Raw genomic sequence first — 24,179 nt, 5'->3', positions numbered from 1 at the left:
GATTACTCGACCAGCTCGATTGAGCCGGCCGGCGTAGGCGGCGGTATGCCACGGGACCGGAGGGGGAACCCGGCCGCCTCGGGGCGCAGGCAGATGCGGGCGATGCCCAGGTCGCCGGCGGTGTAGTCGAAGCGTTGCAGATCGCTGTAGCCGTCGATGCGTACGGCGTTGAGGATCCGCCGCCGCTGGGTCACGCCGGGCCGGATGGTGAACGGGTCGTGGCCGCCGGTCGGCAGCACCAGGGCGGTGGGGTTCTCCCCGTTGCCGTCCAGCCGTAGCGCGGCGGTGCCGCCCGGGCCTCGCTGCTGGGTCCTTGGTGGTCGAAGCCGTTCAGATCCGCGAGTCTCGACCGTCGAGTCGTTCAACGAGAAGCATTGCCGCATCGTCCGCCAGGTGCGCTCGGGTGTGGCGGAGCAGCCTCTGGTGCAGTTGTCTCAGGAATTCCGGTGGGGTGCACGGTTGGACGGCTTCCATGGCTTCGGGCAGAGCGAAGAATTCGTGGTCCGGGCTGCGAGCTTCGATCACACCGTCGGTGTGCAGCAGCAGACGGTCACCGGGGGTGAAGGGAAAGTTCTCCGCCTCGTCTGGGAGGGCGGTGATGAAGTCCTCCAGGCCCAGGGGCGGCAGTGGTGAGGTGGGTGCGAGGCTCTGGACCTTGCCGTGGTGCAGTACGAGAGGGGGTGGATGGCCGCGATTGACCAATTGGATCACGTATGTGTCGGAAATCTGAGCCACGAGTGCGGTGACGAAGTCCTCGGCCCGGTCTTCCGCGCTGCTCTGATCGGCTGGACTCGACGAGGCGCGCTCCCGTCCCAGCGCAGCAGCGCAGTGATTCATCACTTCCACCAAGTTGTCCTCGTAGTGCACGGCCTCCCGGAACGCGCCGAGCACGGCTGCGGCCAGGCGTACGGCCGGCAGTCCCTTGCCGCGGACGTCTCCCACGATCATCCGAACGCCGTACCGGGTAGGCACGGCCTCGTACAGGTCGCCGCCGATCTGCGCTCCTGTTTCCGCCGCGAGGTACATGGTGGCCACGCGTACGGGGCCCAGCCGGGTCGGCAGGGGGCGCAGGAGGACTCGTTGCGCTGCCACCGCGATGCGGCGGACTTGGTCGAGCTCGCTCTGTCTGCGCCTGCGCACGGCATTGCTCATGATCACGCCGGCTATGGACACCGCGACCAGGGAGATGAGGTTGCTGTAGACCTGGCCACCCCAGCTCTGATGGAGGGTGGCCGTGATCACGGTGACGGAGAAGGCGCCGGTCGCTGCTGAGAGGGTGCCTTTGGGGCCCATGGTCAATGCGGCCAGCGCTGGTATCGCGGCCAAAAGGGGGCCGGTGATGACAATGTGCGCGGGTGAGAGCTCGACCCCCAGGGCGAGCCCTACGATCACGAACGGCACGGCCTGCGTGAGCCTGAGGAGGCTCCGGCTGTGACTGCCCGCTCCTGATGGGCCGGATGGGCGAAGGAGCGACCGCATGGCTCCAGACTGCCTCCCTGAGGTGGAGTGTTCCACCGCGAGCGGTGTCGGACACCACTGCCGGGCGCCGCGCACGGGCCGTGAGAGGTCCGGCTATGTCCCGGCCCACGCCGTCGTAGTCACTCCGGCGTCCCGTCCCTGGACGCTCAACCGAATCAGCCTGATCCGAATCAGCAGCAGCCAATTCCAGAGCAGCGGGGCCGCAGACAACTGACAGCGGGCAATCGGGTGATCTTGATGGTGTTCGCATGGTCCGGTGGAACAGAAAAAAGGAGGGATTCTTCCTTACAAATCACACTCAGAGGTAACTGGGAGGAAGTAATGCAGATACAAGCGAGCACGTTCGTACGCGGCGGCGCGGTGCTGGCCACCGCCGCAGCGACAGTCGCTCTGCTGGCCGCCCCCGTCGAGACCGCCGAAGCCGAAACTCGCGGCGGGAGGACAGCGGGCGGGCGGGCGGAGACCAGGCAAATTGCGTCCTCGGTCCTGGACGCGGACGAGAACGTCAAATTCACGCTGACCGCGATCCGGTCCACCGCCGACCCGCTGGCGGCCTCCGTCCGCCTGAAGGCCTTCCTCCGGAAGGACGGCCGGTTCGTGCTGGCGGACTCGGTCCGGGTCGGCGCGGCGGACGGCTGGTTCTGGTTCCCGCTCACCGGGCGGGGCGCGATCTGCGAATTCTCCACGGCCAGCACAGACCCTGCGCCCGTCGCAGTGAGCCTGCTGATCACCCCCTCGATCGGCTGCTCGCCCACCGAGCGCTTCCAGCTACGGGACGGGCGGTTCACCCCCCAGGGCGACAGCGCGCCGCCCCCGCGCGGCGGAGTGAATGCCGGCATGGGCGGCATGGCCGGACGGGCCGCGGAACAGGGGGCAACGGTCGACGATTAGGGGGCTCTGCGGCTCGTTCGCGGTCCCGGTCATCGTCGCTGGGCTCGGCCGGACATGGCTTTCGGCCAGCCCTGTGCGACCGCTTCCCTCGCCTTCTCCAGTTGTTCGTCCGTCGGGAAGTGCGGCGTTCCCTCGACCGTCGGCAGCCGCGCGGCGGCGGTCGTGTCGAGGGTGCCGTCCTTCTCCATGGTGGCCATGAGCACCGGGCGGGCGAAGCCGTGCAGGCGGAGGTTCTGGCCCGCCGTGCTGAACACGTACTCCTGCCACAGGCGGGCGGCCGCCGGGTGCGGGGCGTTCTTGTTGACCGCCAGCGCGAAGTACTGGGCGAAGGTGCCGTCGAAGGGGATCGAGACCTTCCAGGTCAGGGCGCTGCCGCGGGGCTGGTCGGCGTAGCCGAGATTGATGTAGTCCCAGTTGATGCCGATGAGCGTGCGGCCGCTCGCCACGGTGTCCGAGTTGGACTCGACCGGGTTGAAATTGCCGCGCTTCTTGAGCTTGGCGAAGAAGTCGAGACCGGGCTGGATGTCGTCGAATGATCCGCCGTTCGCCAGCGCTGCCGCGAAGACGCCGGCGAAGGCGGTACCGGACCGAGTGGGGTCACCCGAGAGCGCGACCGCACCCTTGTAGCGGGGGTTCAGCAGATCGGCGAAGGTCTGGGGGCAGCGCTTGACGCGGTCTGCGTTGCAACCGATGGACATGTAGCCCCCGTAGTTGTTGGACCACCGGGCTTGCGGGTCCTTCTGACTGCGGGGGATCGAGTCGTACGCGGTGACCTTGTACGGCGCGAGCAGGTTCTGCCGAACCGCCGACCGGGCGAACGTATCGCCCACGTCGAGCACGTCGAGGGCCTCTGGCCCCTTCCCCCGCTGCTTCACGGCGTCGATCTCGTCCTCGCTGTGGCCGTGCGCATTCTCGACCGTGACCGTGATCCCGTATTTCTTCTCGAAGCCGTCGAACAGGCCGCCGTAGTTGGCCCAGTCGCGCGGAAGCGCCATCGCTCTGAGCGTTCCCTCCCGTTTCGCCGCGGCGATCAGTGCGTCCATGCCGCCCGCGTTCGCGGCGGAGGTGGCCAGCGACGGCTTCGCCGGCCTTGGGGGCGGAGTGTTGTTGCAGGAGCTCAGGCCCAGTGCCGCGAGGATGAAGCAGCCGAGGGCGGCTGCTGCTCGGGCACGGGGGGCGGTCACGACGGCTCCAGAGGGTGGAGACAGGGAACGAGGCCTTCACCGGGGGACGTCCGAGGATGGCAGAGCACCTCGTTCGTGGAGTCACGGGCGCTGTCGAGGGCCGTGAGGGCGTATCGACGTCAGAATACCCAGTCACCTCGCCGGTGGAATCCACCTTTTGGGGGTGGCAGTCAGTGCCTTCGCTGTGGCCCCGCGCCCTTCGAGCCCCTCCGCCCTCCTCACAGTGCCGTGTCGTCCCACGAGCCGAGCAGGATCTCGCCGAGCTCTTCCGCCGCAGGCGCGGTGCCGTCGGTGAAGGGCAGTTCGGCCCAGATGACTTTGCCGGTGGGCGTGTGACGGGTGCCCCAGTGTTCGGTGAACTGGGCGACCAGAAACAGTCCGCGGCCGCCCTCGTCGGTGGGTTTCGCCCGGCGCAGCCGGGGCGAGGTGCCACTGCCGTCGGAGACCTCACAGACCAGTGAGCGGTCGCGCAGCAAGCGGACGGTGATGGGCTCGGCGCCGTAGCGGATCGCGTTGGTGATCAGCTCGCTGAGGACGAGTTCGGCGGTGAAGGCGATCTGTTCCAGGCCCCAGTCCGCGAGCCGGCGGGCGCAGGCGGTACGCGCGGGAGCGACCGCCGCCGGGTCACGGGGTACGTGCCATTCGGCGACCTGCGTGGGGTCGAGCCGACTGGCGCGGGCCACCAGCAACGCGATGTCGTCCCTGGGCCGGTCCGGCAGCATGGCCGCCATCACCGCCGCGCAGGTGTCCTCCGGGGTGCGGTCCGGCCCGGTCAGGGCATCGCGCAGGGCCTGAAGTCCGACGTCCAGGTCGCGGTCGCGTTCCTCGATCAGGCCGTCGGTGTAAAGCACCAGCCGGGAGCCGTCGGGCACGGTCAGTTCCGCACTCTCGAAGGGTAGGCCGGTGCCCAGTCCCAGGGGTGGGGAGACGGGCACCTGGGGGAAGTCCACGGTGCCGTCGGGATGGACGACCGCCGGTCCCGGATGGCCCGCGGTGGCGATGTCCAGCCGCCCGGAGACGCGGTCGTAGACGACATACAGGCAGGTCGCCCCCGTGAGTGCCAATTCGTCCTCCTTCCCGGCAGAGGCCTCGTCGGCGTCGATCTCGGCCACCAGCTCGTCCAGTCGGCCCAGCAGTTCCTCGGCGGGCATGTCCAGGCTGCAGAAGTTGAGAACAGTGGTGCGCAGCCGGCCCATGGTGGCCGCGGCGTGCAGGCCGTGGCCGACGACGTCTCCGACCACCAGTGCCACCCGGGCGCCGGACAGCGGGATGACGTCGAACCAGTCCCCGCCCACCCCGGACTGGGCGGGCAGGTAGCGGTAGGCCATGTCGAGGCCTGCCTGTTCGGGCAGGGCGCGGGGCAGCAGGCTGTGCTGCAGGGTGACGGCCATGGTGTGCTCGCGGGTGTAGCGGCGGGCGTTGTCGATGGACACCCCCGCTCGCGCGGCCAGCTCCTCGGCGAGGGACACGTCCTCGTCGTCGAACGGTGCGGAGCCCTTCGCCCGCCAGAACTCCGCCATGCCCAGCACCGCCCCGCGGGAGCGCAGCGGGACCACGAGCAGGGAGTGGATGCCGTGGTCGAGGATCCGCCGGGTTGGTTCGGGATTCTGGGCTTGCCAGTCGGCGTCGGTGTTCAAGTCCCTGACCAGGACGGGTCGGTCGCTGGCCATCGCTGCGGCGACGGGGTGGGTGGCGACGAACCGGGTCAGTTCGCCGACGGGGTGGAGTAGACCGTCCTTGTCCAGGCCCGCGACCGCGACCCGGCGCAGCTCGGCGGCGGTACCGGCGGACTCCTGGCCGTGCAGGATGGGGTCCAGCAGCTCGACGACGGCGACATCGGCGAAGCGGGGCACCGTCACTGCGGCCAGGTCCTCGGCGGTACGCCGCACATCAAGAGTGGTGCCGATGCGTACCCCGGCGTCGTGGAGCAGGCTCAGGCGTTCGCGTGCCACCTCGGCCCTGCCGGAGAGAGCCTGTAGTTCGGTGGTGTCCCGTAGCGTCGCTACACTGCCGCCCGGTGCGCGGGGTGGGGTGAGCCGTTTGTTGACGGCCAGAAGCCGGTCGGCGGCCAGGAACACTTCGTCGGTGGCCGGGCGATCGGAGGCCAGCAGCTCGGCGAGATCCTGCTCCAACCCCAGTTCCGTGATGCGGCGCCCCTCCGCGTCCGTCGGCAGGTCCAGCAGCCGCCGTGCCTCGTCATTGACCAGCACCAGGCGACCGTCACCACCGATGATCACCACGCCTTCCCGAACGGCGTGCAGGACCGCGTCGTGGTGCTCGTACATCCGGGTCATCTCGGCCGGGTCCAGGCCATGGGTCTGCCGCCGCAACCGGTGGCTCACCAGGCCCGACCCGCCCGCGGCGATGACCAGGGCCACAGCGGCGCCACCGAGCAGGACCGGGAGCTGCTGCTGCACGCGGCTCTGCACGCTCGCGACCCTGACGGGAACGGAGACGAGGGCGACAACCGAGCCGTCCGTGTCCCGGACGGGGACCGCCGAGATCACGGAGAGCCCCAGGGTCCCTTCGAAAGTTCTGGTGAACGCCTGGCCGGCCGCCGCAGGCGCGTAGGGGCCGATGACATGTTTCCCGATCTGACGCGGGTCACTGTGGGTGAGGGTGATCCCGTCCAGCCGGTACACAATGATGGCGTCGACGCCCGCGTCCTTCCGGGCCGCTTCGGCGCGTGGCTGCAGCACCGCGGTCGGGTTGCGGCTGTTCAGCGCCGCCACGATTCCAGGGGAGTTGGCGAACGTCTGTGCCGTGGCGAGCGTCGTGTGCCGGGCGGACGCCATGCTGTCGCGTCGGGCCTGCACCACGAGAGCCACCAGCGTGGCGGCCACGAGCAGCACCACGACCGCCAGCTGCAGCAGGAAGACCTGGCCGGCGACGCTGCGCACGCTCAGCAGAGACCGCAGGCGCGGCGGCGGACGCCGCACTTCTCTCCGGTGACTGGGCCGACCGTGCCTCCGTCGCCCCTGGCGGCCGAGACCCGGACGGGAGTTCCGACCCATTCCCGGCATTGCGCACATATCTTCTTTCTACGCCTCTGGGTCGATGGTCACGAGACCAGACCGCCCTCGGTCAGACTCATGCTCGACGGACTCGAAAGGCGAGGCCCCGACGTCGGCCTGCAGCGCCTGCTGAACGCGTCGTACGCGGTTGTCCGGGCAGGTGACTGCAAAGAGGGTGGCGCCCACTCCGACCATCGCCGCCTGGGCCGGGCCCGCGTCGTCTGCCCCCGTCGTGCTCCAAGCCTTCGCCGATGTCGGCGGGCGCCGCGGCGGCGGATGTCGAGTGTCGCGCAGTGGAACGAGCCGCCGCACGGCGCGTAGTGCAGTAGGCCGTACGGGATCGGTTCGAACCCCCACTGATCGAGCGCGCGCAGCATTCCGGTGTGGTGGCGCTCGGCGATCACCCGCTTCTCGTCGACCATGAGCACGTTCATGCTGAGCCATTTGCCGCACATCGAGGTGACCCTGAGCAGGCGGTCGTCGATCGGATCGGGCTCGGGGGCGACCAGGACGTCCCACGAGTCCAGGATGTCGGGCAGATGGCCGACGTCGATGTCGTCGATGTACTCGGGATTGACCAGGACCTTGCCGGGCGCGAGGGGAACGAACGTCGTGTCGATGTGCATGGGCGTGCGGCACCGGCTCTCGATCTCGTGGATCCGATAGCCGGGTCCGAGATGGCGACGCAGCCACTCGATGCCCATCCGATCGGTGACATTGCTGCGCGTGACGAACAGATCGCGACCGGCACGCACGAAATCCGCGGCATCGAAGACCGGCTCGAACCCGGTGAGGACGTAGCGCGTGGGCTCGCCGGGCCCGGGCGATAGGAGTGGGTCTCGAAGTACCGGCACGGCCAGGCCATCGGAGTCTCGATGATCTCGTCGCCGATCACGAGGAGGCTGTCCCGCGGACAGCTGTTGCAAAAACCGCGCGACGACCAGTTGGGGGTGCCGAAGCGCTGCCTGTGGTCGACCGGGTCCGGGCGCCTGACTGTGATGCCGAGGGACCGTAGAAGGGCGATGAACTGATCGAGCTCGTTCTGCGCAGGCTCGACCAGCGTGCGCGGATACCTGAAGCCGGCGACGAGGCCGTGCGCCCGCGCAGCCCAGGGTGGGATGTTGCAGGTCACGACCGGATGGCGGGAGGGGACCGTCGCCTCGGCCCTTTCGGGCATGTGCACCACGGTCATGCTCAGCCCCTTTCCTTCGGGCACGTCGCAAATCCCGGGTACCCGATACGTTTCGTGATCGCCCCCTGGCTCGGGAGGCGTTCACGGCGGGGCCTGACGTGTGGAGGTTTCCCCGGTGGGTACTCAGGCGCCAGGGCGCTACCGGCCCGTCGGGACCGTATGACGCGGAGGCCGAAGGGGCGATACGACTGCGTTCTGAGTGGTGAGACCGATGGGTGAGACGTTTCGGCTCGGACACATCGCCGGGATCCGTGTCGGCGTCCACTGGAGCGTCCTGGTCATCTTCCTGATCATCGCCGTGGGCCTGTCGGAGGGCCGACTGCCGGACGCCCACCCGGGACGGCCCGCCTGGCAGTACTGGCTGGTGGGCATCCTCACCGCCCTGGTGTTCTTCGGGTCGCTGCTGGCCCATGAGGTCGCCCACGCGGTCGTCGCCCGACGCAACGGCATGGAGGCGGACAGCATCACGCTGTGGCTGCTGGGCGGTGCTGCCCGGCTGAAGGACGAGGCGCCCAGCCCTGGTGCCGAGCTGCGGGTCGCGGGAGTGGGTCCGCTGGTCAGTCTGGTCCTCGGCATCGTGTTCGCGGTGCTGGCGGCCGTGCTGGTGGCACTGGGCCTGTCCGGCCTCACCGTCGAGGCGGTGGCGTGGCTGGCCGGGATCAACGTGCTGCTCGCCGTGTTCAACGCCCTCCCGGCCGCACCGCTCGACGGCGGCCGGCTGCTGCGGGCGTTCGTGTGGTGGCGTACGGGAAACCGGCTGCGGGCCACGACGGTCGCCACCACCGCCGGCCGTGTCCTGGGCTGGGTCCTCGTCGTGCTGGGCGTCTACCAGGTCCTCCTGGGCGCACTCGGCGGGCTATGGCTGGCGCTCATCGGCTGGTTCCTCATCGCCGCAGCGACGGTCGAAGGAGGGCAGGCACAGACGAAGGAAACGCTGAACCGGGTCCCCGTACGCCTGGCCATGACACCCGATCCGGTGTCCGCCTACGCCGGGCTGACCGTCGCGGAGCTGCTGCAGGGCCCCGCCTTCCGCTACCGGCACTCGGCTTTCCCTGTGGTGTCCGACGACGCGGCGCCGGTGGGACTGGTGACCGTCCACCGGGCCCAGGAGATCGCGGCACGGGACGGGGCGGATGCCACCGTCGCGGACGCCATGTTCCCCCTGGACGAGGTCGTCACCACCGGCCCCGGCGACCCGTTGGGCGGTCTGCTGCTCAAACTGGAGTCCTCGCCCGCGCGCCGCGCACTGGTGATGGAGCAGGGCCGGATGGTCGGAATCGTGTCCACGTCCGACATCAACCGAGTACTCACCTGGCTCACCTCGACGCCCTGGAACAGCGGCGTCGGCCACAGGCGCGGATACCCGACCTGATGACGGTCGAGCAGCACCGGGCGCACCACCATCCGGTTGGAGGACGGTGCGGCCCTGGACACCGCCGCTCTGATCGCGGGTGAAGCAGGTGGGTGACGACTACACCGTGCTGCTCGCCGACTGAAGACCGCGTCAGGCTTGGGGACCCGGCGTCGGCCGGCCGTGTCCCCACCAGGCATGGCTCGGGATACCCCGCGTTCTGTGCGTCCGGCATACCGGGAGTTCAGCGGTGCGGATCCTCGATGATCGTGCAGACCGTGACGGGCGGCTCTCCGCCGGTGCGGTCGTCGGCCCGCTGCCGGGTGTCGGTGAGGGTCTCGCGCAGCGCCGCCGGCTCGGCGACGGTGGCGTCGATCTCGGCGATGCGGGCGTCGAGCAGGTCCCGGACGGTGGCGCAAGGTGCGATGCCGCCGTCGCGGATGCCCAGCACGTCGCGGATGTTGTCCAGGTGGAGGCCGAGAGTGCGGGCACGTCGGATGAAGGTCAGCAGCTCGACGTCGTGCTCGGTGCAGAGCCGGCAGCCGACCGCACTGCGCTCGGCGGCGGGCAGCAACCCCTTGGCCTCGTACAACCGCACCGCTTTGCGCGTGCCCCCGGCAGGCTGGGCGACCTGCCCGATGGTCAGTCCCGAGAGCGCCATGGCCGCAATCTCCTCCTTCCCATTGTTGACCTTGTCCTTGGGCCCGGGTTCTGGCGTCGTAGGCGTACGGGAGGAATCACGATGATGGTGGATTCCCCCGTGCCACCGGGGCGCGGCCGTGACGAGGGGCCGGTGTGGGGCTGTCCGGCCTCGTCGAGTAGGCCGCCCGGTGCCAGGACGGCGCCCCGGAGAATGGGCGGGCCGACCGCGCTCGGGTAGGGAAGGGGCTGGGCTGGTGCGCGGGCGCGGGCTGTGTCCCTCCCGCGCAGTGCACAGTGTTTCCGCAGGCGGAAGAATGAGGAGTGCGGGGTCTGCCTGCTGGCCTGTGGCCTGACGCACCTGGGAGGGCCGATGACCCGGCACCGTTCCAACCGGCCCGGGAGTGCCGACGACTTGCTGACCGAACTCGGTCGGCTCGCCACAAAGGCGTTGGAGCATGCGGAGCTGCAGCGGGCGCGGGTCGAGCTGGCCGAGGCCCTGCAACGCGAACTGCTCCCGGGCTCCCTGCCCGAACTGCCGGGGCTGCGGAATGCCGCGCGTTACGCGCCGGCCCGTTCCGGTCTGGCCGTCGGCGGAGACTGGTACGACGGCTTCCGGCTGCCGGACGGGTCGCTGGCGTTCTCGATCGGCGACGTCCAGGGGCACGACGTCGAGGCGGCGAGCTTCATGGGGCAGGTGCGTATCGCCCTGCGCGCGGTGGCCGCCTTCACCTCCGACCCGGGCGAGGTGCTGAGCCGCGCCAACGACCTGCTCACGTCGATGAACTGCACGCTCTTCGCGACCTGCAGCTTCGTCCGCTTCGCCCCGGTCACCGGGGAGCTGCTCGGCGCGCGTGCCGGACATCTTCCGGCAGTCTGGGCGAGCACCGACGGGTGCGGTGGTGTCACCGAGGACGAGGGGGGCCCGCCGCTCGGTGTCGTGCCCGGCCACACGTACCCCGTCACCTGCTGGCCGCTGCCGGCGCCGGGGGCGTTGGTCCTGGTCACGGATGGTGTGGTGGAGGGGCCGACGTTCCCGGTCGAGGACGGGCTGCGGCAGGTGGTGGAGTTGGTCCGGGCCGGGGCGGGCGGCGACCCGGACGAGCTGGCCGCCGAGGTCCTCAAGGTGGCCGACCTGACCGGGCACACCGACGACGCGGCGGTGCTGGTCCTCAGCCAGGACGGGTGACGGCCGGGGCGCCGTACCGCGTGTCACGGCCGCTTCGCAGGCCGACCGGTGTCCGAGGGCCGACGATGGCCGCTGTGGTGCGCTTTGAGGATCTTCGGCGTCCGGCCGCGACGGGTCTGGCGATTCTGGCTGTCGCCGCCGCCTACTACACGACCGGGCGGCTCGGGCTGCTGGCCGAGGTCGTCGTCGGGGGCGCGCACATCACGCCGCTGTGGCCGCCGACCGGGGTGGCCCTGGCCTGCCTTCTCATCCTCGGGCTGCGCATCTGGCCGGGGATCGCCCTCGGCGCGTTCCTCGTCGTGGTGGCGATCGGGTCGTTGACGTTGACCCCCTCCTCCCTCGCGATCACCGCAGGCAACACCGCGGGCCCGCTAGCCGCCTGCCTGCTGCTGCGACGGGTGGGCTTCCGGACTGAGCTCGACCGGCTCAAGGACGGCCTGGCGCTGGTGTTCCTGGGCGCCGCCGGGATGCTGGTCAGCTCGGGGACCGGGGCTGTGACCCTGTTGCTGGACGGTGGGCTGCCCCCGCACGGCTTCTGGGCCGCGTGGTCGGCGTGGTGGACAGGGGACGTGATGGGGGTGGTCGTGATCACCCCGCTGCTGCTGAGTCTCCGCATGGCCCGGCCGGCCTGGGGAGCGGTGCCGCATGCGTGGGCGGAGCAGGTGGTGCTGCTGGCCGCCACCGCGGTTGTCGCGGTCGTCGTCACCCGCAGTTCGCTGGACTTGTTGTTCTTGGTCTTCCCGCTGCTGATCTGGGCGGCGCTGCGTTTCCAGCTGGCGGCGACTGCGCCGTGCGTGCTGGTGCTGTCGGTGCTCGCCGTGGTGGCGGCGACCGGCCACCACGGGCCGTTCAAGGACCATGGCATCCTCGGGATCATGGTCACCCTGCAGGCGCTGAACGGGGCAGCGGCGCTGACCACCCTGCTGCTGGCGGCGGTCGTCGCCCAGCGTGAGAACACCTACCAGAAGATCGAGCAGGCCTGCGCCGCCCTCTCCGAGGTGGTCGCCCACCTTTCTCCGACACAGCCGCGGTCCTCCCCGCCGGGTTCGGCGGAAGAGACGACATGACACCTCACGGCTCGCGGCCACGTGGGCTCCCGGGTGCGCCGCCACAGTTGCCTTCGCCGGCGGCGGCTGAACCAGGGTTCAGCGGGGCGGGCGGCCGCGCGTCCGCCGGATTGGTTGGCCACCGCGCCAGTCGTTGTCCGGTGGTGGTCCCATGTCAGTGCCGTGGCCGACAGGCCGGACACCCCTGAGCCGGGGCCCTGCGCTCATGACGCCGGGACAAGGTGGCCGGTGCAGGAGCGCGTGCCGACGGACTTGGTGCCGTCCGGACATACGACGTTCTCCCAGCTCGTGTCCGAGAGGTCGGCCCCGTCCAGTCGTGCCCCGCGCAGTGTGGTGCCGGACAGGGTGGCACCTGCCAGATCCGCGTCGCGCAGATCCGCGTCGGCGAAGTCGACGTTGGTGAGGGCCACCGAGCGCAGTTTCGCGCCCCGGAGCCTCGACCCCTCGAAACTGACGTTGGTGAGCAGGCTCTTGTCGAGCACGGCCTTGCCGAGGTCGGCACCGCGCAGGTCAACCTCGCCGAGAGTGGCGGAAGCAAGCCGGGCGCGACGCAGATCCGCGTCACGCAGGTCCACGCTCTCCAGGGACACCTCGGTCAGCCGCGCCCCGAAGAGGTTGCCCCGGCTCAGGTTCGCCTCGGAGACCGAGCCCGTCAGCTCCGAGCCCTGCAGATTGACGCACCGGAGCGTCTTCTGCCACAGCTCGACCCCCGCGACGGCACGGCCCGAGAGGTCCTTGCCCGCTCCGTCAGGACAGGTCCGTCCGTGCTCACCCTGCCCGCAGCCGACCGCGAAGGCGACGGGCAGGGCGAGCACGGTCGCACACAGCCGCAGACGAATCACACACATCTTCACGATCCACTCCTGGCGCACTCATGGCGGTGCAGGCGCGTGCACCCGAGCCGATACCCGAGCGGACGACGATCAGTCTCACCCATGGTGCAGCCCGCCGCCGGAGTCACCTCGTGTACACGCGGGAGGCCGGCGGGAATGCAGCCGGTACGACGATGTACAGGCCCGTTGCGGGCCTCGTCGTCGAGGGCGCCGCACCGGCCCGCCGCGTCCTGGGCACCGGCAGCATGGAATGCCGTGCAGGCCGAGGCGGGTTGCCCTCAGAGCTACGGGTCGGCGAGAGCCCACTCGCCCGGAGCGGGCGAAGATCCCGCGTGTGGATCAGGGAGCGATGAGATGCCCGAGACCCACAAGCCGCGGCGCCTGGTTCCCCCGCTGGAAGTGGAGTTGGTCGGCGGTGGCCGCTGGTCCCTGGCCGAGCAGCGGCCCGCACGATTCACCTGCGTCTTCTTCTACTGCGGCCAGCACTACCCGGACTGCGGCAGTTACCTCAGGCAACTCGACGGACTGCTCGACGAGCTCGCCCGGGTCGGAGTCACCTCGGTCATCGCCGCCAGCGGCGATGACGAGGAGCATGCCGGCCGGTCGGTCAGGGAATGCGGGCTGGAGTGTCTGCCGGTCGGCTACGGCCAGTCGGTGGCCTCGATGCGAGAGTGGGCACGGTTCGTCTCCAGGGCTGTCAAGGACGGCGAACCCGAGCCGCTCGGCGAGCCGGGGTTCTTCCTCGTCCGTTCCGACGGAACCCTCTACGCCGCCGCACTGATCACCATGCCTTTACGGCCATCTCATCCGGTGAGCCCCAGCTCCTTGGCAGCACGTCTGTGGGGCGACTTCTGACCGCCTCGCCGAAGAGCACGACCCCGAACGGACAGGACGGAGGCCGCCGGCCTGTCCTCAGGGATGTTGATCTGCTCGTCGCCGAGGGTGGTGAGCGGTGGCCTCCTGGGCCTGGTCGGCGCGGTCCCTGGTGGAGTCGGTGGGCGGGCAACAGTCGGCGCGGCCGGCGCGGCGGTGGTGTGCGAGGGCGGTCACGGCACCGGCGAGGAGCACGAACGCGGCGGCGATCACCCAAGGGCTGGACAGCCAGGCGCCGGTCCCGGCGAGGACACCCGTGGCGACCAGAGCGGGTGCGGCGCAGCAGACGATCATCAGGAGGGCGGCGCCGATCCCGGCCAGGGCGGTGCGGCCGCCGGATGTGCCGGGTTCACGGCGCGGGGCGGTGGGCATGGTGAGCCTCGTGCTTCAGGTCTGGCTGTCGGGGATGCGGCGGCAGCACGCCAGGGCGGCGGCGTTGTCGGCGGCCAGCGACCGGGCCAGGTGGACCAGTTCGGCCACGCGCGGGTCGTCGGCGGAGTAGCGCAGTTTGCGGCCGTCGCGGCGGGCGGTGACGTAGCCGCAGTCGACGAGGCAGGACAGGTGCACCGACACGCGCGGCTGGGAGATCCCGGCGTGTGCCACGCAGTCGGCGGAGGTGCGCTCCCCGGCCAGGATGAACTCCAGCAGCCTCAGGCGAGTGGGGTCCGAAAGGGCGCGGAAGAACCGGGCCGTGGTGTCCAGGTGTGTGCACGCGGCAGCCGCGGTCTCCGGCACCGCAGGGGCAGGACCTGAGGGCATGGAAAGGTCTCCTCGACTGGAACTATTCGCCTATCCGAATACTATGGAGGAGTTGACCTATTCGGCAAGGCGTATAGCAGTCGTTCAGACCCCTGGGCCCAGACAGCGGAGGCTCCACCGTGACCTCGACGGATTGCGGAATTGACCTGGCGATCATCGGCTCCGGCTCGGCGGCCTTCGCCGCCGCCATCTCCGCCACCAACCAGGGCAAGCGGGCGGTGATGATCGAGCGGGGCACCACTGGCGGCACCTGCGTGAACACAGGCTGCGTGCCCTCCAAGGCGCTGTTGGCCGCAGCGGACGCCCGGCACACTGCCGTGGCCGCCGGACGGTTCCCCGGCCTGGAGTCGGCCCGGCTGCCGGTGGGCTTTGCGGAACTGATCGGCGGCAAGGACGCCCTGGTCGACCAGATGCGGTCCGAGAAGTACCTGGACCTGGCGGACGACTACGGCTTCGAGCTGGTCCACGGCACCGCCGCGTTCACCGGGAACGGCGACGGCCCCGCCCTGGACGTGGCGCTCGAGGACGGCGGCAGCCGGCGGATCGAGGCCGCCCACTACCTCATCGCCACCGGCTCCGCCCCCTGGGCGCCGCGCATCGACGGGCTGGCGGAGGCCGGCTACCTGACCTCCACCACGGCGATGGAGCTCGCCGCCCTGCCGGAGTCATTGCTCGTGGTCGGCGGTAACGCCGTCGGCCTGGAGCAGGCCCAGCTCTTCGCTCGCCTCGGCGCCCAGGTCACCGTGATCGAGGCCCTGGACAGGCTGGCCCCGTTCGAGGAGCCGGAGGTCTCCGCCGCCATCAAGGCCGTCTTCGTCGACGAGGGCGTCGTCGTCCACACCGGCGCCACACTGACCGCCGTCCAGACCGACGACGGGCAGAAGACGGCGATCGTACGGACCGCCGACGGCGCGGAGAGCGCACTGAGCGTCGGGCAGATCCTGGTCGCCACAGGCCGTCGCCCCGTCACCGCCGGACTGGGCCTGGAACAGGTCGGTGTGAAGACCGGCACGCGCGCCGAGGTGGTGGTGGACGAGCACCTGCGCACCGGCAACCCGAGGATCTGGGCCGCGGGCGACGTCACCGGCAGCCCGCAGTTCGTCTACGTGGCCGCGGCCCAGGGCACCCTGGTCGCCGACAACGCCCTGAACGGCGCGGACCGCACCTTGAACTACAGCGCGCTGCCCCGGGTCACCTTCACCAGCCCGTCCATCGCCGCTGTCGGGATGACCGACGCCCAGGCCGTCGGGGCGGGCCTGCGCTGCGACTGCCGCACCCTGGACCTGGCATACGTACCGCGGGCGCTGGTCACCCGCGACACTCGCGGCCTGGTCAAGATCGTGGCAGAGGCGGACTCCGGCCGCCTGCTCGGCGTACACGCCGTCGCCGAGGGCGCCGGCGAGCTCATCACGGCCGCCACCTACGCCCTCACCGCCGGATTCACGGTCGACCAGCTCGCACACACCTGGGCGCCGTACCTGACCATGGCCGAGGCGCTGAAACTTGCCGCCCAGACCTACACCGCCGATGTCGCCAAGCTCTCCTGCTGCGCGGGCTGAACGAAGGAGAAGAAGGAAAGGAGAAGAAGGAGAAGAAGGAGAAGAAGGAAAGGAGAAGAAGGAGAAGAAGGAGGGGAGAGGGGATGGCCGTGCGTACGAACCTGTCCAGGCCGATGACGGTCGGTGAGCTGTCGCGCCGCACCGGCGTGCCGGTCAGGACGCTGCGCGAGCACACCGACCTCGGCCTGATCCACACGCTCGGCCGCAGCCCGGCGAACTACCGGCTGTACACCACCGACGCGCTACTGACCGGCGCCCGGCGAGGTGCTGAGGGCCCACGGAGGGGAGAGCGACTGGCGGAGCCGCTGCGCCGCTCGCGGGAGCGCCTCGAGCTGGGGGTGCCCCCTCTGGGATCGCCGCCCAGCAGGAGACACTGCGCTGGATCGAGGAATTCGAGGCCGCGCACCACGCGGACCCGGCCGACGACGAACGGTGCTTCGTCGGCGACCCTCGCTGCGGCACGCGGGCTTGACCCTCACCCCGGGGGCAGACCCTACGGTCCCAGGCATCGGTGCCCGGCGTGCAGCTCTCGCTGCTGCGCCCCCTGCAGGCCCTCCTCGTCTCCGGCGAGCCGGTCACCGTCGCGCAACTCGCCACCCGGGCCGGGCGCAGCGCGGAGGAAATCCGTGGCGCGCCGGCGACCATGCCCGACACGGAGTACGACACCGAGGGCCGCATCATCGGCTACGGCCTCACCTTCCATCCCACCCCACACCGCTACGAGACCCACGCCCGCACCTTCTACACCTGGTGCGCGCTGGACACCGTGGTCTTCCAGGCCATCCTCGGCGAGAGCGCCCAGGTGACCTCCCCCTGCCGCGCCACCGGCGAACCGGTCCGCCTGACCGCGACCCCGGACGGCCCGACCGACCTGCAGCCCACCACGGCGGTCGTCTCCCTGGTCGCCCCCGATGCCCGGGCCTCGGTGCGCTCCTTCTTCTGCCGAGGCCGCGAAGGACTGGCTCGGCGAACACCCCGCCGCGCGCGTCCTGCCCGTCGCCGACGCCTACGAGGCCGGGCGCCCCTTGATCGACCAGATCACCGCCACGGGAGCGGCCGACTGCTGCTGAGCCTCCACGACCGCCCTGCCGGGTCGGCTTCTTCTCGCGCGTGCCTTCGACGACGACGCCGTTCCAGAAGGCGACGTGGTTCTTGATGCGGCGGGCGAGCGGGGTGGGGTGCGGGTAGTACCAGCCCGCGTTCGGGTTCACCTCGCCGTCCACCGTGAGGGTGTAGTAGCGGGCGACGCCCTTCCACGGGCACAGGGACTTGCTCCTGCTCTCGGTGAAGTACTCCTGCTCGAGGGACTCGGGCGGGAAGTAGTCGTTGCCCTCGACCCGCTTGGTGCGGGTTCGCACGAACGAGGAACCCGGTGAGGGGTTCGTGCCTTCCCTGGGGCCGGGGTGATCCAGGTTCGGCCCCGGTCCGGCTCCTCGCCGTACCGTCAGCCGGCCCGCTTCTCCTTGCCCATGGCCGCGGCGACGGACGAGTAGGCCGCTCCGAGGAGCAGACCGAAGACGAGGTGGCCGCCGAAGCTGGAGCTCGTCACGTCGTTCCACTCGAAGACCGGCATGCCCATGTTCGCCGGCATGATCCACAGGGCGCCGACGACCCACCAGACCACCCCGTAGGCCAGGCCGAGGATGATGGCCGGCATCATGCGGGTCGCCCACTGGCCCAGCAGGGCGCCGAAGACGATTCCTGCGGAGAGCGAGATGCCGAGGTGGATCAGCCAGCCCGCGAAGGCGCTGTCGGAGCCGAGGAGCCCGGCCACCATCTTGATCATCGCCGTGTCCATCATCGGCTTGGACACCGACATCCAGATGCCGAAGCCGACGCCGCCGACCAAGCCGGCCACGGCGCCCCAGGCCGCGTGTACGGGAATGGCCGCCGTGCGCGGGGAAACTTGCAGTGTGGTCGCCATGTCGTCGTTCTCCTTACGAAGTTCTGGTCCACGAAGTTCTGGTCCACTCGGGGACCCCTTCAGCTCCGACGCTAGGGACGGCGTACGCCCAGGAATGTGACCGCGCTTACACTTCGCGGTCCCGATCCGGTGACATGCCCACCGCCGAGTCGGGCCGGTGGCCGCTCTGCCACAGCGACGCCTGGCGCGGACGCTTCGGACTGTCCAGCGAGTCTGTAAGCGCTGTCACAGAACCCCGGCCCGCACGGGGCCTACCGTCCTTGACGCAGCCCTTCGCGACCATCTCCGGAGGAGGAGCCCATGACGTCTCAGCCCCCCGTCGCCCGCAACTCCCACCCGCAGGAGCCGGTGCCCCCACCTGCCATCGCCGACGCGACGCCACTCGTCAGCGCTCCCGGTCTCGCCGCCGACGAGATCCAGTCCCGCTACTGTCTGACCGAGGGCGCCGGCGCCCTGGCACATCCGCCCTGGGGTGCGGCGCCGCCGCCATGGGCTCCCGGACGGCGTGAGGAGACGGCCAGGATGATCGATGACGCGATCGGGGAACGGACATGGTGTCTGTCCGAGGTCGACATCTTCCGCGACCTGACCGAGCGGGAGATGGACACCATCGCCGCCGCGGCGCCGATGAAGACGTACACAGCCGGGGAGATGCTCTACGCCCCTCAGCAGCCGTGCGAGGTGCTGTTCATTCTCAAGCGCGGCCGGGTGCGCGTCTTCCGGGTCTCTGCGGACGGCCGCGCGCTGACCTGTGCCATCCTCGCCCCCGGCACGATCTTCGGGGAGATGCTGCTGCTCGGGCAGCGGATGTACGGCAATTTCGCCGAGGCCCTCGACGATGTCACCGTCTGCGTGATGCACCGTGCCGACGTGGACCGGTTCCTGCTGTCGGACGCCCGCATCGCCACCCGCATCACCGAGACCCTCGGCCGCCGCCTGGCCGACCTCGAACAGCGCCTGTCCGACAGCGTCTTCAAGTCCGTCCCCCAGCGCATCGCCACGACGTTGCTCACCCTGGTGCCCGAGCGCGAGCCTTCGGCCCTGCCCCTGCGGCCCGGGGCGAGGCATCCGCAGGTGGCTCTCACCCATGAGCAACTCGCCGCACTGGTCGGCACGTCCCGGGAGACCGCCACCAAGGTGCTGCACCAGTTCGCCGACCGGGGGCTGATCCGCCTGGCTCGCGGCCGCGTCACCGTGCTGAAGACGGAGCAGCTGCGTGACGAGACCGGCTGACCGCCCGGCGGGTCGCCGCGGGCGGACGGACCGGAAGGGCTGGGGGCTGAACTGAACGAAGAGGACTGGCGCCGTTTCCTCGGCGGATACCACGACGCCCGCCCCGGCATCACCGAACGCTTCTTCGGGCTCGTGGACGAGTCGCCCTACGCGTGGCTGGCCGAGCCGCTTCGCCCGGTCACCGGGACCGTGCTGGACCTGGCCTGCGGCTCCGCTCCCCTGCGCGCGCGGCTTCCGGACGCCCGGTGGATCGGCGTCGACGCCTCCGCCGGCGAACTCGCCGCGGCCGCCCGGCTCGGCCGGGGCCCGGTGGTGCGGGCGGACGCCACCGCCCTGCCCCTGCGCTCGGCCTCGGCCGACGCGGTCTGCGCCTCCATGTGCCTGCCCGTCCTCACCCCCCTGCCCCAGGTCCTGGGAGAGGTCCGGCGCGTCCTGCGTCCCGGTGGCACGCTCGCCGCGCTCGTGCCCGCCCAGTCCGGCCTCTCGGCGTCCGGGGCTCTCGCGTGGGCCCGGGTGATGTACGCACTCCGGGCCATGCGCCAGCCGTGGCCCAACCCTCGGGCGCGTGACGGCCTGGCGGAGCTGTTGCGCGGCGCGGGCTTCCGCGTCCGCTCCGACCAGCGCCGCGTCTTCGCCCTCCGCCTCGACACCCCCGACGCCGTGGCACTCCTGGTCGACGGGCTCTATCTGCCCCGCCTCAGCAAGCGCCGGGCCCAGGCCGCCAAGCAGGCCTTGGCCGCCTGGGCGAGCTCCGGCCGTCGCCTCGAGCTGCCGCTGCGCCGAGTCGTCGCCGAGAGCTTCGCCGTATCCGGTGGGCGCGAGGGGGACAGGCCCCGGGCATGAGTTTCTCGCCAGTCGGCCGTGCGGGTGGGGTGGCGGGCGCCCGTGGAGCAGTGCGTTGAGTCCGCACACACCGAAGTTGTCGATATTTTTCGTTTTGCTGGAGATACGTGTGGTACGTGGGTGAAGAATTGTTGCTCTTATTGCCCATGTGGTTTAAGGGGCAGGAGCGACATCACCTCACCTGAGGGGACCGCTATGAACAAGGGCAGGAAGCGCAGGGGGGTCGTGGGCCTGACGCTGGGAGCCACCGTCCTGACGTCGGTGGCGGTGACCGGGGCCGGCCCGAGCGGGATCGGTCAGGCCCCGGGCCTGCCACACCCGGGGCAGGGGACCCAGCAGGCGATGCGTGCCTACTCGAACGACGACAACCTTCGTTTCACGGAGACCGCACTGCGCCGGGACACCAGAACCAACCGTGCGACTGTGCAGGTCCAGCTCCTCCGGACGGCCGCCACGAGGGTTGATCCTGACGCCGGTGTCGCTGTCGTGGGCGACCGGGGGCAATTCCGCTGGAACGCGGCAACAGGCCGTTCCAACACATGCCCCCTCACTGTTGAGGGGGGCCCTGTCTCCACCGACCAGTCGGTAACCTGGAGCGTCGAACTGAGCGTGCCGCTGAGGCCGGCCAGACAGGGCAGGCAGCAAGAGTGCTCCGAGCCTTTTGAACTCCAGGTGACGGCGGAGCCCCTACGTAACAGTCGCGGGAATGTCGTCCGCGACCGGAACAACAACATCATCTTTGTTCAAAGTATCGAAGCGGTCGGTTGAGTGCGGCAGGTGAACCGGGCGGCAGCATGTTGCACCCTGAAGTTGCTGGTCGCGGGGCTGGTGTGAGAGTTCTCCTCCACGCCCTGCTGCCGGTCCCACCCGGCGGCGACGAGGCATGACCGGGCGCCCTGTCACGAGGGGATCCTGAACCGTACCCGGACGACCTTGCCGTCGTGCCCGTGCGCCGGTTCCGCGCTGACGTCGCCGCCGTACGTGCCCGCCAGCTCGGCCACCATGCGCAACCCCGCCCCCGGGTCGTCGGGGGTGAGGTCCGGCAGGCGCGGGTCGGTGTCCACGACCGTGATCACCAGTTGCCCGGCGTCGAGGGCCGTGCCCACGTCCATCACCGGGGAGCGGGTGGCGTGCCGCAGCACGTTGGTGACGAGCTCGCTGACCACGAGCACCGCTGTGTCGGCGAAGGCGGAGCGGGCCGGGACACCAGCCGTGGAGAGGGCCTCGGTCACCGTCTCCCTCGCTTGTGCCACGGCGTTCGGGCCCACGGGGAGGGAGACGGTGCGGTGGCGGACGGCCGACGGTGTGGATCCGACGGCGGCGTGCCTGCCCCAGCGCCATGGCAGCCGGAACCGGTGTGTGTTCATCACGGCTCCCTCCGGACTGGGTGCGGTGTCTTCAGGAGGCCGTCCCCTCGGCTTGGGACGCGCACTGGTGGGGCGGACACGACCTGGCGGTGCCCGGACACCCGGGTCGGTCCCGCCCTCTCGCTTCGGTCAGTGGGAACCGCATCCCGGTGGCCTCCTTGCCGGTGCGATCGTCGTGCCCGTCGTAGCCCTCGAACCGGTCGGCTTCGATGCTGTCCGTGCTCTCCGGCATGAGCGTCGGCGTCCTGCGGGACGGCGACGACTCGCGGGAGGAGGTGGCGGGGCATACGTCACCCCGCCTCGTCGCGCAGCCTGTCCGGGTCCAGGAGCGTGATGTGACCGCGCTCGAGGCGTATCACCCCGAGATCGGCGAAGTGGTCGAGGACTTTGGTGACCGACTCGCGGGCGGTGCCCACGAGCGCGGCCAGCTGATCGTGGGTGACGGCGAGCTGCCGCTCCGGAGCGTCCGCTGCCGGCGGGCCGATGGCCGGCCCGGCCGTGAGGGTGAGCAGCGTGGTGGCGACGCGCTGCCGTATGGACTTGAAGACGCTGTCGGACAGCCGCTGTTCGAGGTCGGCCAGGCGGCGGCCGAGGATCTCGGCGATCCGGGTGGCTATGCGGGCGTCCGACAGCAGCAGCCGGTCCACGTCGGTGCGGTGCATCACGCAGACGGTGACGTCGTCGAGGGCCTCCGCGAAGTCGTCGTACATCCGCTGCCCCAGCAGCAGCATCTCGCCGAACACCGTGCCTGGGGTGAGGATCGCGCAGGTCAGGGCACGACCCTTCGATGAGATCCGGAAGATGCGCACGCGGCCGTGCTTGAGGATGAACAGCACCTGGCACGGCTCCTGCGGGGTGTAGAGCAGTTCGCCGGCGGCGTAGGTCCTGATCGGGGCGGCGTTCGCGATGGCCGTCATCTCCGCCTCGTCGAGGTCGCGGAAGACATCGACCTCGGACAGGCACCAGGTCGCCCCGGAAACCCGGTCGGGTCCCCTGCCGCCGCCGGGCTCGGGGCCGCGCGGCGGCAGGGCGGCCGGGGCCGGGTCGGACTCTGTCGTGGCACCGGTGCCGGTGGGCGGCGGGAGGCGCGACGGAGCGCCGACCCCGGCGGCGTCCCGTCCGGCGTCCGGGGAAGTGAGGCGGAAGGAGCGCTTCATGGTGAGGCCCCATCGCCGTCGTCATGGTGCGTCGCCCGGTGGGCGCGGGCCGGGCCTGGCAGCGGGCAGTGGGCCAGGCGACCGCCGAAGCCTCGCCGGAATGCCCCGGTGGCGTGGGGGACGGGCACGCCGACCCTGGTGGGCGTCAGCGACGGCACGACGGTCACCTCCCTCGCCCACGTTAAGACGCCGGACCCGACACCGCAGACTGGATCACCATCCACGCCGGACAGAGCGCGTGCGGGAGGCGCGGTCGTCACCTGGTGGGGTGAGGCGTGAAGCCTGAGCGGCAATTCCACGCTAGGGGCGAGGGTGGCGCCGGTATGTGACGGCGCTTACGTTTCTCCGCGCCCCCCTCGCCGCACACTGGCCTCGCTGCCCGCCGACCGGGGGCGGTCCTGAGCCTTGGGGCATGGAGATCTTCTACGTCCTTCCCGACTACTGCAGCCAATACCCCAAACCCTGCATGGGCGGGTGGGGGAATCGGCAGCTCACCGTGACCCCGAACGGCGATGTCCTGCCCTGCCCGGCCGCGGGCGCCCTGCCCCTGCCACGCGCAAGCGTGCACGAGGACTCCCTGGCGCGGATATGGGCCGACTCTCCGGTGTTCCGGCGTTGACGTGGCACAGACTGGATGCCGGAGCCGTGCCGAAGCTGCCGGCGCCGCGAGATCGACTTCGGCGAGTGTCGCTGCCAGGCCTTCCAGCTCACCGGCGACGCGGCGCGCACCGACCCGGTCTGCTGTCTCTCTCCCGACCACGACATCGTGGCCGAGCGGGTGCGGGCCGCGGGCGGGGAGACCGGGATCGGTGACGGCGTACTCACGCGACTACTTCCGGGTGTTGATCGTGCTCGGCACGGTGCCGTTCAGCCTCCGCCGCGCCCTGCAGATCGCTCTTATGTTCGGACTGTGGGACGGGGTGATGCCGCTGATCGGCCTGTTGCTCGGCCACCACATCGGCCAGGCGATCGCCCCGATCGCCGGCTACGCGGGCTCGGCCGCCCTGGGCGGAAACGGCTTGTACCTCGTCATCCGGGCCGTACGCAACCCACAGCCTCCCGACGAGATCGACGACCCGTGCGTGACCATCTTCGGTATCCCGCTCTCCCTGAGCCTGGACAACCTCGTCGGCGGCGCCGGCCTCGGACTGCTCGGATTCGCCTCCTGGGTTCCCGCTCTTGTGTTCGGTGCCACTACCGCGGTGACGTCGTTGATCGGATTGCACATCGGGAGATCGCCGGACGCTTCATCCGCATCCGCTCCGACCTCCTGAGCGACGTCGCTCTCGTGCTCGCGGCCACCGCCCTGCTCATCCTGTCCGGATGACGCGTCCTTCAGCGCCGCCTACGTCGCGCCATGTCTCTGTGCGGTAACAAAGAGTGGCCATCGTCCTCTTCGGAGACCGCTCAGTGCCCATCCCGCCGGGCAATGGCATGGCGCCTACCTCAATTGAGGTAGGCGCCTTTCGTTCGATCGAAGGGTCTCAACTTCGCTCGCGCGTACGGTGATTGAGGCCCGGTCCCTCTCCTACCGTCGGTGGGGCGGTTGGAAAACCGCGGATCTCCCGCACCCCACCTCGGAAGGACCCTTCTGGTGCCTCGCCCGCTCTCCCGTACGGCCCGTG

At 70.4% G+C, this 24,179-nt stretch carries 22 protein-coding genes and 3 pseudogenes; 12 read left to right on the top strand and 13 right to left on the bottom strand.

The annotated features are described in order from the left end of the window. Positions 1–2: 2 nt before the first annotated feature. Together ADL12_RS20105 and ADL12_RS20100 are read right to left on the bottom strand one after the other, a co-directional pair. Positions 3–365 carry a hypothetical protein gene (locus tag ADL12_RS20105; protein ID WP_107119970.1) on the bottom strand — a complete coding sequence of 121 codons (363 nt, stop codon included), beginning with the start codon at positions 363–365 and terminating at the stop codon, positions 3–5. After that, positions 331–1,401, bottom strand: coding sequence for a PP2C family protein-serine/threonine phosphatase (locus ADL12_RS20100; protein ID WP_244187969.1), 1,071 nt, complete (start codon positions 1,399–1,401; stop codon positions 331–333). The genes ADL12_RS20105 and ADL12_RS20100 overlap by 35 nt, the downstream gene beginning before the upstream one ends. Before the next feature lie 399 nt (positions 1,402–1,800). Here ADL12_RS20100 and ADL12_RS20095 point away from each other — a divergent pair, with 399 nt between their 5' ends. Continuing rightward, positions 1,801–2,370: a hypothetical protein gene (locus tag ADL12_RS20095; RefSeq protein WP_063806696.1), complete on the top strand. Its 570-nt coding sequence runs from the start codon at positions 1,801–1,803 to the stop codon at positions 2,368–2,370. Positions 2,371–2,399: 29 nt separating this feature from the next. On the opposite strand, the gene ADL12_RS20090 is transcribed toward ADL12_RS20095, so the two are convergent. From ADL12_RS20090 to ADL12_RS20080, 3 genes and pseudogenes are all read right to left on the bottom strand, one after another. Beyond that, a complete protein-coding gene (locus ADL12_RS20090; RefSeq protein WP_062704040.1) occupies positions 2,400–3,554 on the bottom strand; it encodes an ABC transporter substrate-binding protein in 1,155 nt (384 codons plus the stop codon). A gap of 218 nt (positions 3,555–3,772) precedes the next feature. Then, positions 3,773–6,577 (bottom strand): SpoIIE family protein phosphatase, encoded by a 2,805-nt coding sequence (locus ADL12_RS20085; RefSeq protein WP_425265126.1) that lies wholly within the window; start codon positions 6,575–6,577, stop codon positions 3,773–3,775. A 254-nt stretch (positions 6,578–6,831) separates the two neighbouring features. Then, positions 6,832–7,760, bottom strand: a pseudogene (locus tag ADL12_RS20080) (amidinotransferase); the annotation flags it as partial. Between the two features lie 211 nt (positions 7,761–7,971). Here ADL12_RS20080 and ADL12_RS20075 point away from each other — a divergent pair. Beyond that, the gene (locus ADL12_RS20075; RefSeq protein ID WP_062704039.1) at positions 7,972–9,132 is read left to right on the top strand and encodes a site-2 protease family protein; all 1,161 of its coding nucleotides are present in this window, start codon (positions 7,972–7,974) and stop codon (positions 9,130–9,132) included. A gap of 223 nt (positions 9,133–9,355) precedes the next feature. Here ADL12_RS20075 and ADL12_RS20070 read toward each other — a convergent pair whose 3' ends face one another. Then, positions 9,356–9,772, bottom strand: coding sequence for a MerR family DNA-binding protein (locus tag ADL12_RS20070; RefSeq protein WP_062704038.1), 417 nt, complete (start codon positions 9,770–9,772; stop codon positions 9,356–9,358). A gap of 351 nt (positions 9,773–10,123) precedes the next feature. Here ADL12_RS20070 and ADL12_RS20065 point away from each other — a divergent pair, with 351 nt between their 5' ends. Both ADL12_RS20065 and ADL12_RS20060 read left to right on the top strand, forming a co-directional pair. Continuing rightward, a complete protein-coding gene (locus tag ADL12_RS20065) occupies positions 10,124–10,939 on the top strand; it encodes a PP2C family protein-serine/threonine phosphatase (RefSeq protein WP_062704037.1) in 816 nt (271 codons plus the stop codon). Positions 10,940–11,004: 65 nt separating this feature from the next. After that, complete coding sequence (locus ADL12_RS20060; RefSeq protein ID WP_107119969.1) at positions 11,005–12,006, top strand: MASE1 domain-containing protein; 1,002 nt, start codon at positions 11,005–11,007, stop codon at positions 12,004–12,006. A 203-nt stretch (positions 12,007–12,209) separates the two neighbouring features. Here ADL12_RS20060 and ADL12_RS20055 read toward each other — a convergent pair whose 3' ends face one another. After that, entirely contained in the window at positions 12,210–12,854 is a 645-nt protein-coding gene (locus ADL12_RS20055) for a pentapeptide repeat-containing protein (RefSeq protein ID WP_062704073.1), read from the bottom strand. Positions 12,855–13,193: 339 nt separating this feature from the next. Between ADL12_RS20055 and ADL12_RS20050 the strand changes: the two genes are divergently transcribed. After that, positions 13,194–13,694, top strand: coding sequence for a thioredoxin domain-containing protein (locus tag ADL12_RS20050; protein ID WP_062704036.1), 501 nt, complete (start codon positions 13,194–13,196; stop codon positions 13,692–13,694). Positions 13,695–13,751: 57 nt separating this feature from the next. Here the strand turns inward: ADL12_RS20050 and ADL12_RS20045 are convergent, their stop codons facing one another. Together ADL12_RS20045 and ADL12_RS20040 are read right to left on the bottom strand one after the other, a co-directional pair. Continuing rightward, positions 13,752–14,084: a hypothetical protein gene (locus ADL12_RS20045; protein ID WP_062704035.1), complete on the bottom strand. Its 333-nt coding sequence runs from the start codon at positions 14,082–14,084 to the stop codon at positions 13,752–13,754. Positions 14,085–14,099: 15 nt separating this feature from the next. Further along, on the bottom strand, positions 14,100–14,471 hold the full coding sequence (locus ADL12_RS20040) for an ArsR/SmtB family transcription factor (protein WP_062704034.1): 372 nt from the start codon (positions 14,469–14,471) through the stop codon (positions 14,100–14,102). Between the two features lie 119 nt (positions 14,472–14,590). Between ADL12_RS20040 and merA the strand changes: the two genes are divergently transcribed. The 3 genes and pseudogenes from merA to merB all read left to right on the top strand — a co-directional run bounded on the left by merA (position 14,591) and on the right by merB (position 17,186). Further along, positions 14,591–16,030: a mercury(II) reductase gene (merA, locus tag ADL12_RS20035; protein WP_062704033.1), complete on the top strand. Its 1,440-nt coding sequence runs from the start codon at positions 14,591–14,593 to the stop codon at positions 16,028–16,030. A gap of 83 nt (positions 16,031–16,113) precedes the next feature. Then, positions 16,114–16,215, top strand: a pseudogene (locus ADL12_RS56555) (hypothetical protein); the annotation flags it as partial. Between the two features lie 335 nt (positions 16,216–16,550). Further along, positions 16,551–17,186 (top strand): organomercurial lyase, encoded by a 636-nt coding sequence (merB, locus tag ADL12_RS20030; protein WP_244187967.1) that lies wholly within the window; start codon positions 16,551–16,553, stop codon positions 17,184–17,186. A 34-nt stretch (positions 17,187–17,220) separates the two neighbouring features. Here the strand turns inward: merB and ADL12_RS52820 are convergent. Next, positions 17,221–17,388: pseudogene (locus ADL12_RS52820) on the bottom strand (DUF427 domain-containing protein); the annotation flags it as partial. 86 nt (positions 17,389–17,474) lie between these two features. After that, positions 17,475–17,954: a hypothetical protein gene (locus ADL12_RS20025; protein ID WP_062704032.1), complete on the bottom strand. Its 480-nt coding sequence runs from the start codon at positions 17,952–17,954 to the stop codon at positions 17,475–17,477. Positions 17,955–18,254: 300 nt separating this feature from the next. Here ADL12_RS20025 and ADL12_RS20020 point away from each other — a divergent pair, with 300 nt between their 5' ends. Continuing rightward, a complete protein-coding gene (locus ADL12_RS20020; RefSeq protein WP_079052153.1) occupies positions 18,255–19,187 on the top strand; it encodes a Crp/Fnr family transcriptional regulator in 933 nt (310 codons plus the stop codon). Between the two features lie 132 nt (positions 19,188–19,319). Next, on the top strand, positions 19,320–20,030 hold the full coding sequence (locus ADL12_RS20015) for a class I SAM-dependent methyltransferase (protein ID WP_244187966.1): 711 nt from the start codon (positions 19,320–19,322) through the stop codon (positions 20,028–20,030). Between the two features lie 899 nt (positions 20,031–20,929). Here the strand turns inward: ADL12_RS20015 and ADL12_RS20005 are convergent. Continuing rightward, complete coding sequence (locus ADL12_RS20005) at positions 20,930–21,397, bottom strand: ATP-binding protein (protein ID WP_079052152.1); 468 nt, start codon at positions 21,395–21,397, stop codon at positions 20,930–20,932. 290 nt (positions 21,398–21,687) lie between these two features. Then, a complete protein-coding gene (locus ADL12_RS19995; protein ID WP_079052151.1) occupies positions 21,688–22,554 on the bottom strand; it encodes a Crp/Fnr family transcriptional regulator in 867 nt (288 codons plus the stop codon). Positions 22,555–22,966: 412 nt separating this feature from the next. Here ADL12_RS19995 and ADL12_RS56550 point away from each other — a divergent pair, with 412 nt between their 5' ends. Together ADL12_RS56550 and ADL12_RS19985 are read left to right on the top strand one after the other, a co-directional pair. Beyond that, on the top strand, positions 22,967–23,173 hold the full coding sequence (locus ADL12_RS56550; RefSeq protein ID WP_244187965.1) for an SPASM domain-containing protein: 207 nt from the start codon (positions 22,967–22,969) through the stop codon (positions 23,171–23,173). 190 nt (positions 23,174–23,363) lie between these two features. Then, complete coding sequence (locus ADL12_RS19985) at positions 23,364–23,828, top strand: manganese efflux pump MntP (RefSeq protein ID WP_244187964.1); 465 nt, start codon at positions 23,364–23,366, stop codon at positions 23,826–23,828. Positions 23,829–24,179: the final 351 nt, after the last annotated feature.

It is taken from the genome of Streptomyces regalis, from assembly GCF_001509475.1.
GTDB classification, from domain to species: Bacteria; Actinomycetota; Actinomycetes; order Streptomycetales; family Streptomycetaceae; genus Streptomyces; species Streptomyces regalis.
This window is presented reverse-complemented; position numbering and strand designations above follow the sequence as displayed.

Bases quoted from the DNA above. Each gene is read 5' to 3' on its own strand.
- ADL12_RS20050 (WP_062704036.1), top strand. From the start codon at position 13,194: ATGCCCGAGACCCACAAGCCGCGGCGCCTGGTTCCCCCGCTGGAAGTG.
- ADL12_RS20055 (WP_062704073.1), bottom strand. From the start codon at position 12,854: ATGTGTGTGATTCGTCTGCGGCTGTGTGCGACCGTGCTCGCCCTGCCC.
- ADL12_RS20045 (WP_062704035.1), bottom strand. From the start codon at position 14,084: ATGCCCACCGCCCCGCGCCGTGAACCCGGCACATCCGGCGGCCGCACC.
- ADL12_RS20065 (WP_062704037.1), top strand. From the start codon at position 10,124: ATGACCCGGCACCGTTCCAACCGGCCCGGGAGTGCCGACGACTTGCTG.
- ADL12_RS20005 (WP_079052152.1), bottom strand. From the start codon at position 21,397: ATGAACACACACCGGTTCCGGCTGCCATGGCGCTGGGGCAGGCACGCC.
- ADL12_RS20060 (WP_107119969.1), top strand. From the start codon at position 11,005: ATGGCCGCTGTGGTGCGCTTTGAGGATCTTCGGCGTCCGGCCGCGACG.
- ADL12_RS20070 (WP_062704038.1), bottom strand. From the start codon at position 9,772: ATGGCGCTCTCGGGACTGACCATCGGGCAGGTCGCCCAGCCTGCCGGG.
- ADL12_RS20020 (WP_079052153.1), top strand. From the start codon at position 18,255: ATGACGTCTCAGCCCCCCGTCGCCCGCAACTCCCACCCGCAGGAGCCG.
- ADL12_RS20025 (WP_062704032.1), bottom strand. From the start codon at position 17,954: ATGGCGACCACACTGCAAGTTTCCCCGCGCACGGCGGCCATTCCCGTA.
- ADL12_RS19995 (WP_079052151.1), bottom strand. From the start codon at position 22,554: ATGAAGCGCTCCTTCCGCCTCACTTCCCCGGACGCCGGACGGGACGCC.
- ADL12_RS56550 (WP_244187965.1), top strand. From the start codon at position 22,967: ATGGAGATCTTCTACGTCCTTCCCGACTACTGCAGCCAATACCCCAAA.
- ADL12_RS20040 (WP_062704034.1), bottom strand. From the start codon at position 14,471: ATGCCCTCAGGTCCTGCCCCTGCGGTGCCGGAGACCGCGGCTGCCGCG.
- ADL12_RS20085 (WP_425265126.1), bottom strand. From the start codon at position 6,577: ATGCCGGGAATGGGTCGGAACTCCCGTCCGGGTCTCGGCCGCCAGGGG.
- ADL12_RS20095 (WP_063806696.1), top strand. From the start codon at position 1,801: ATGCAGATACAAGCGAGCACGTTCGTACGCGGCGGCGCGGTGCTGGCC.
- ADL12_RS20075 (WP_062704039.1), top strand. From the start codon at position 7,972: ATGGGTGAGACGTTTCGGCTCGGACACATCGCCGGGATCCGTGTCGGC.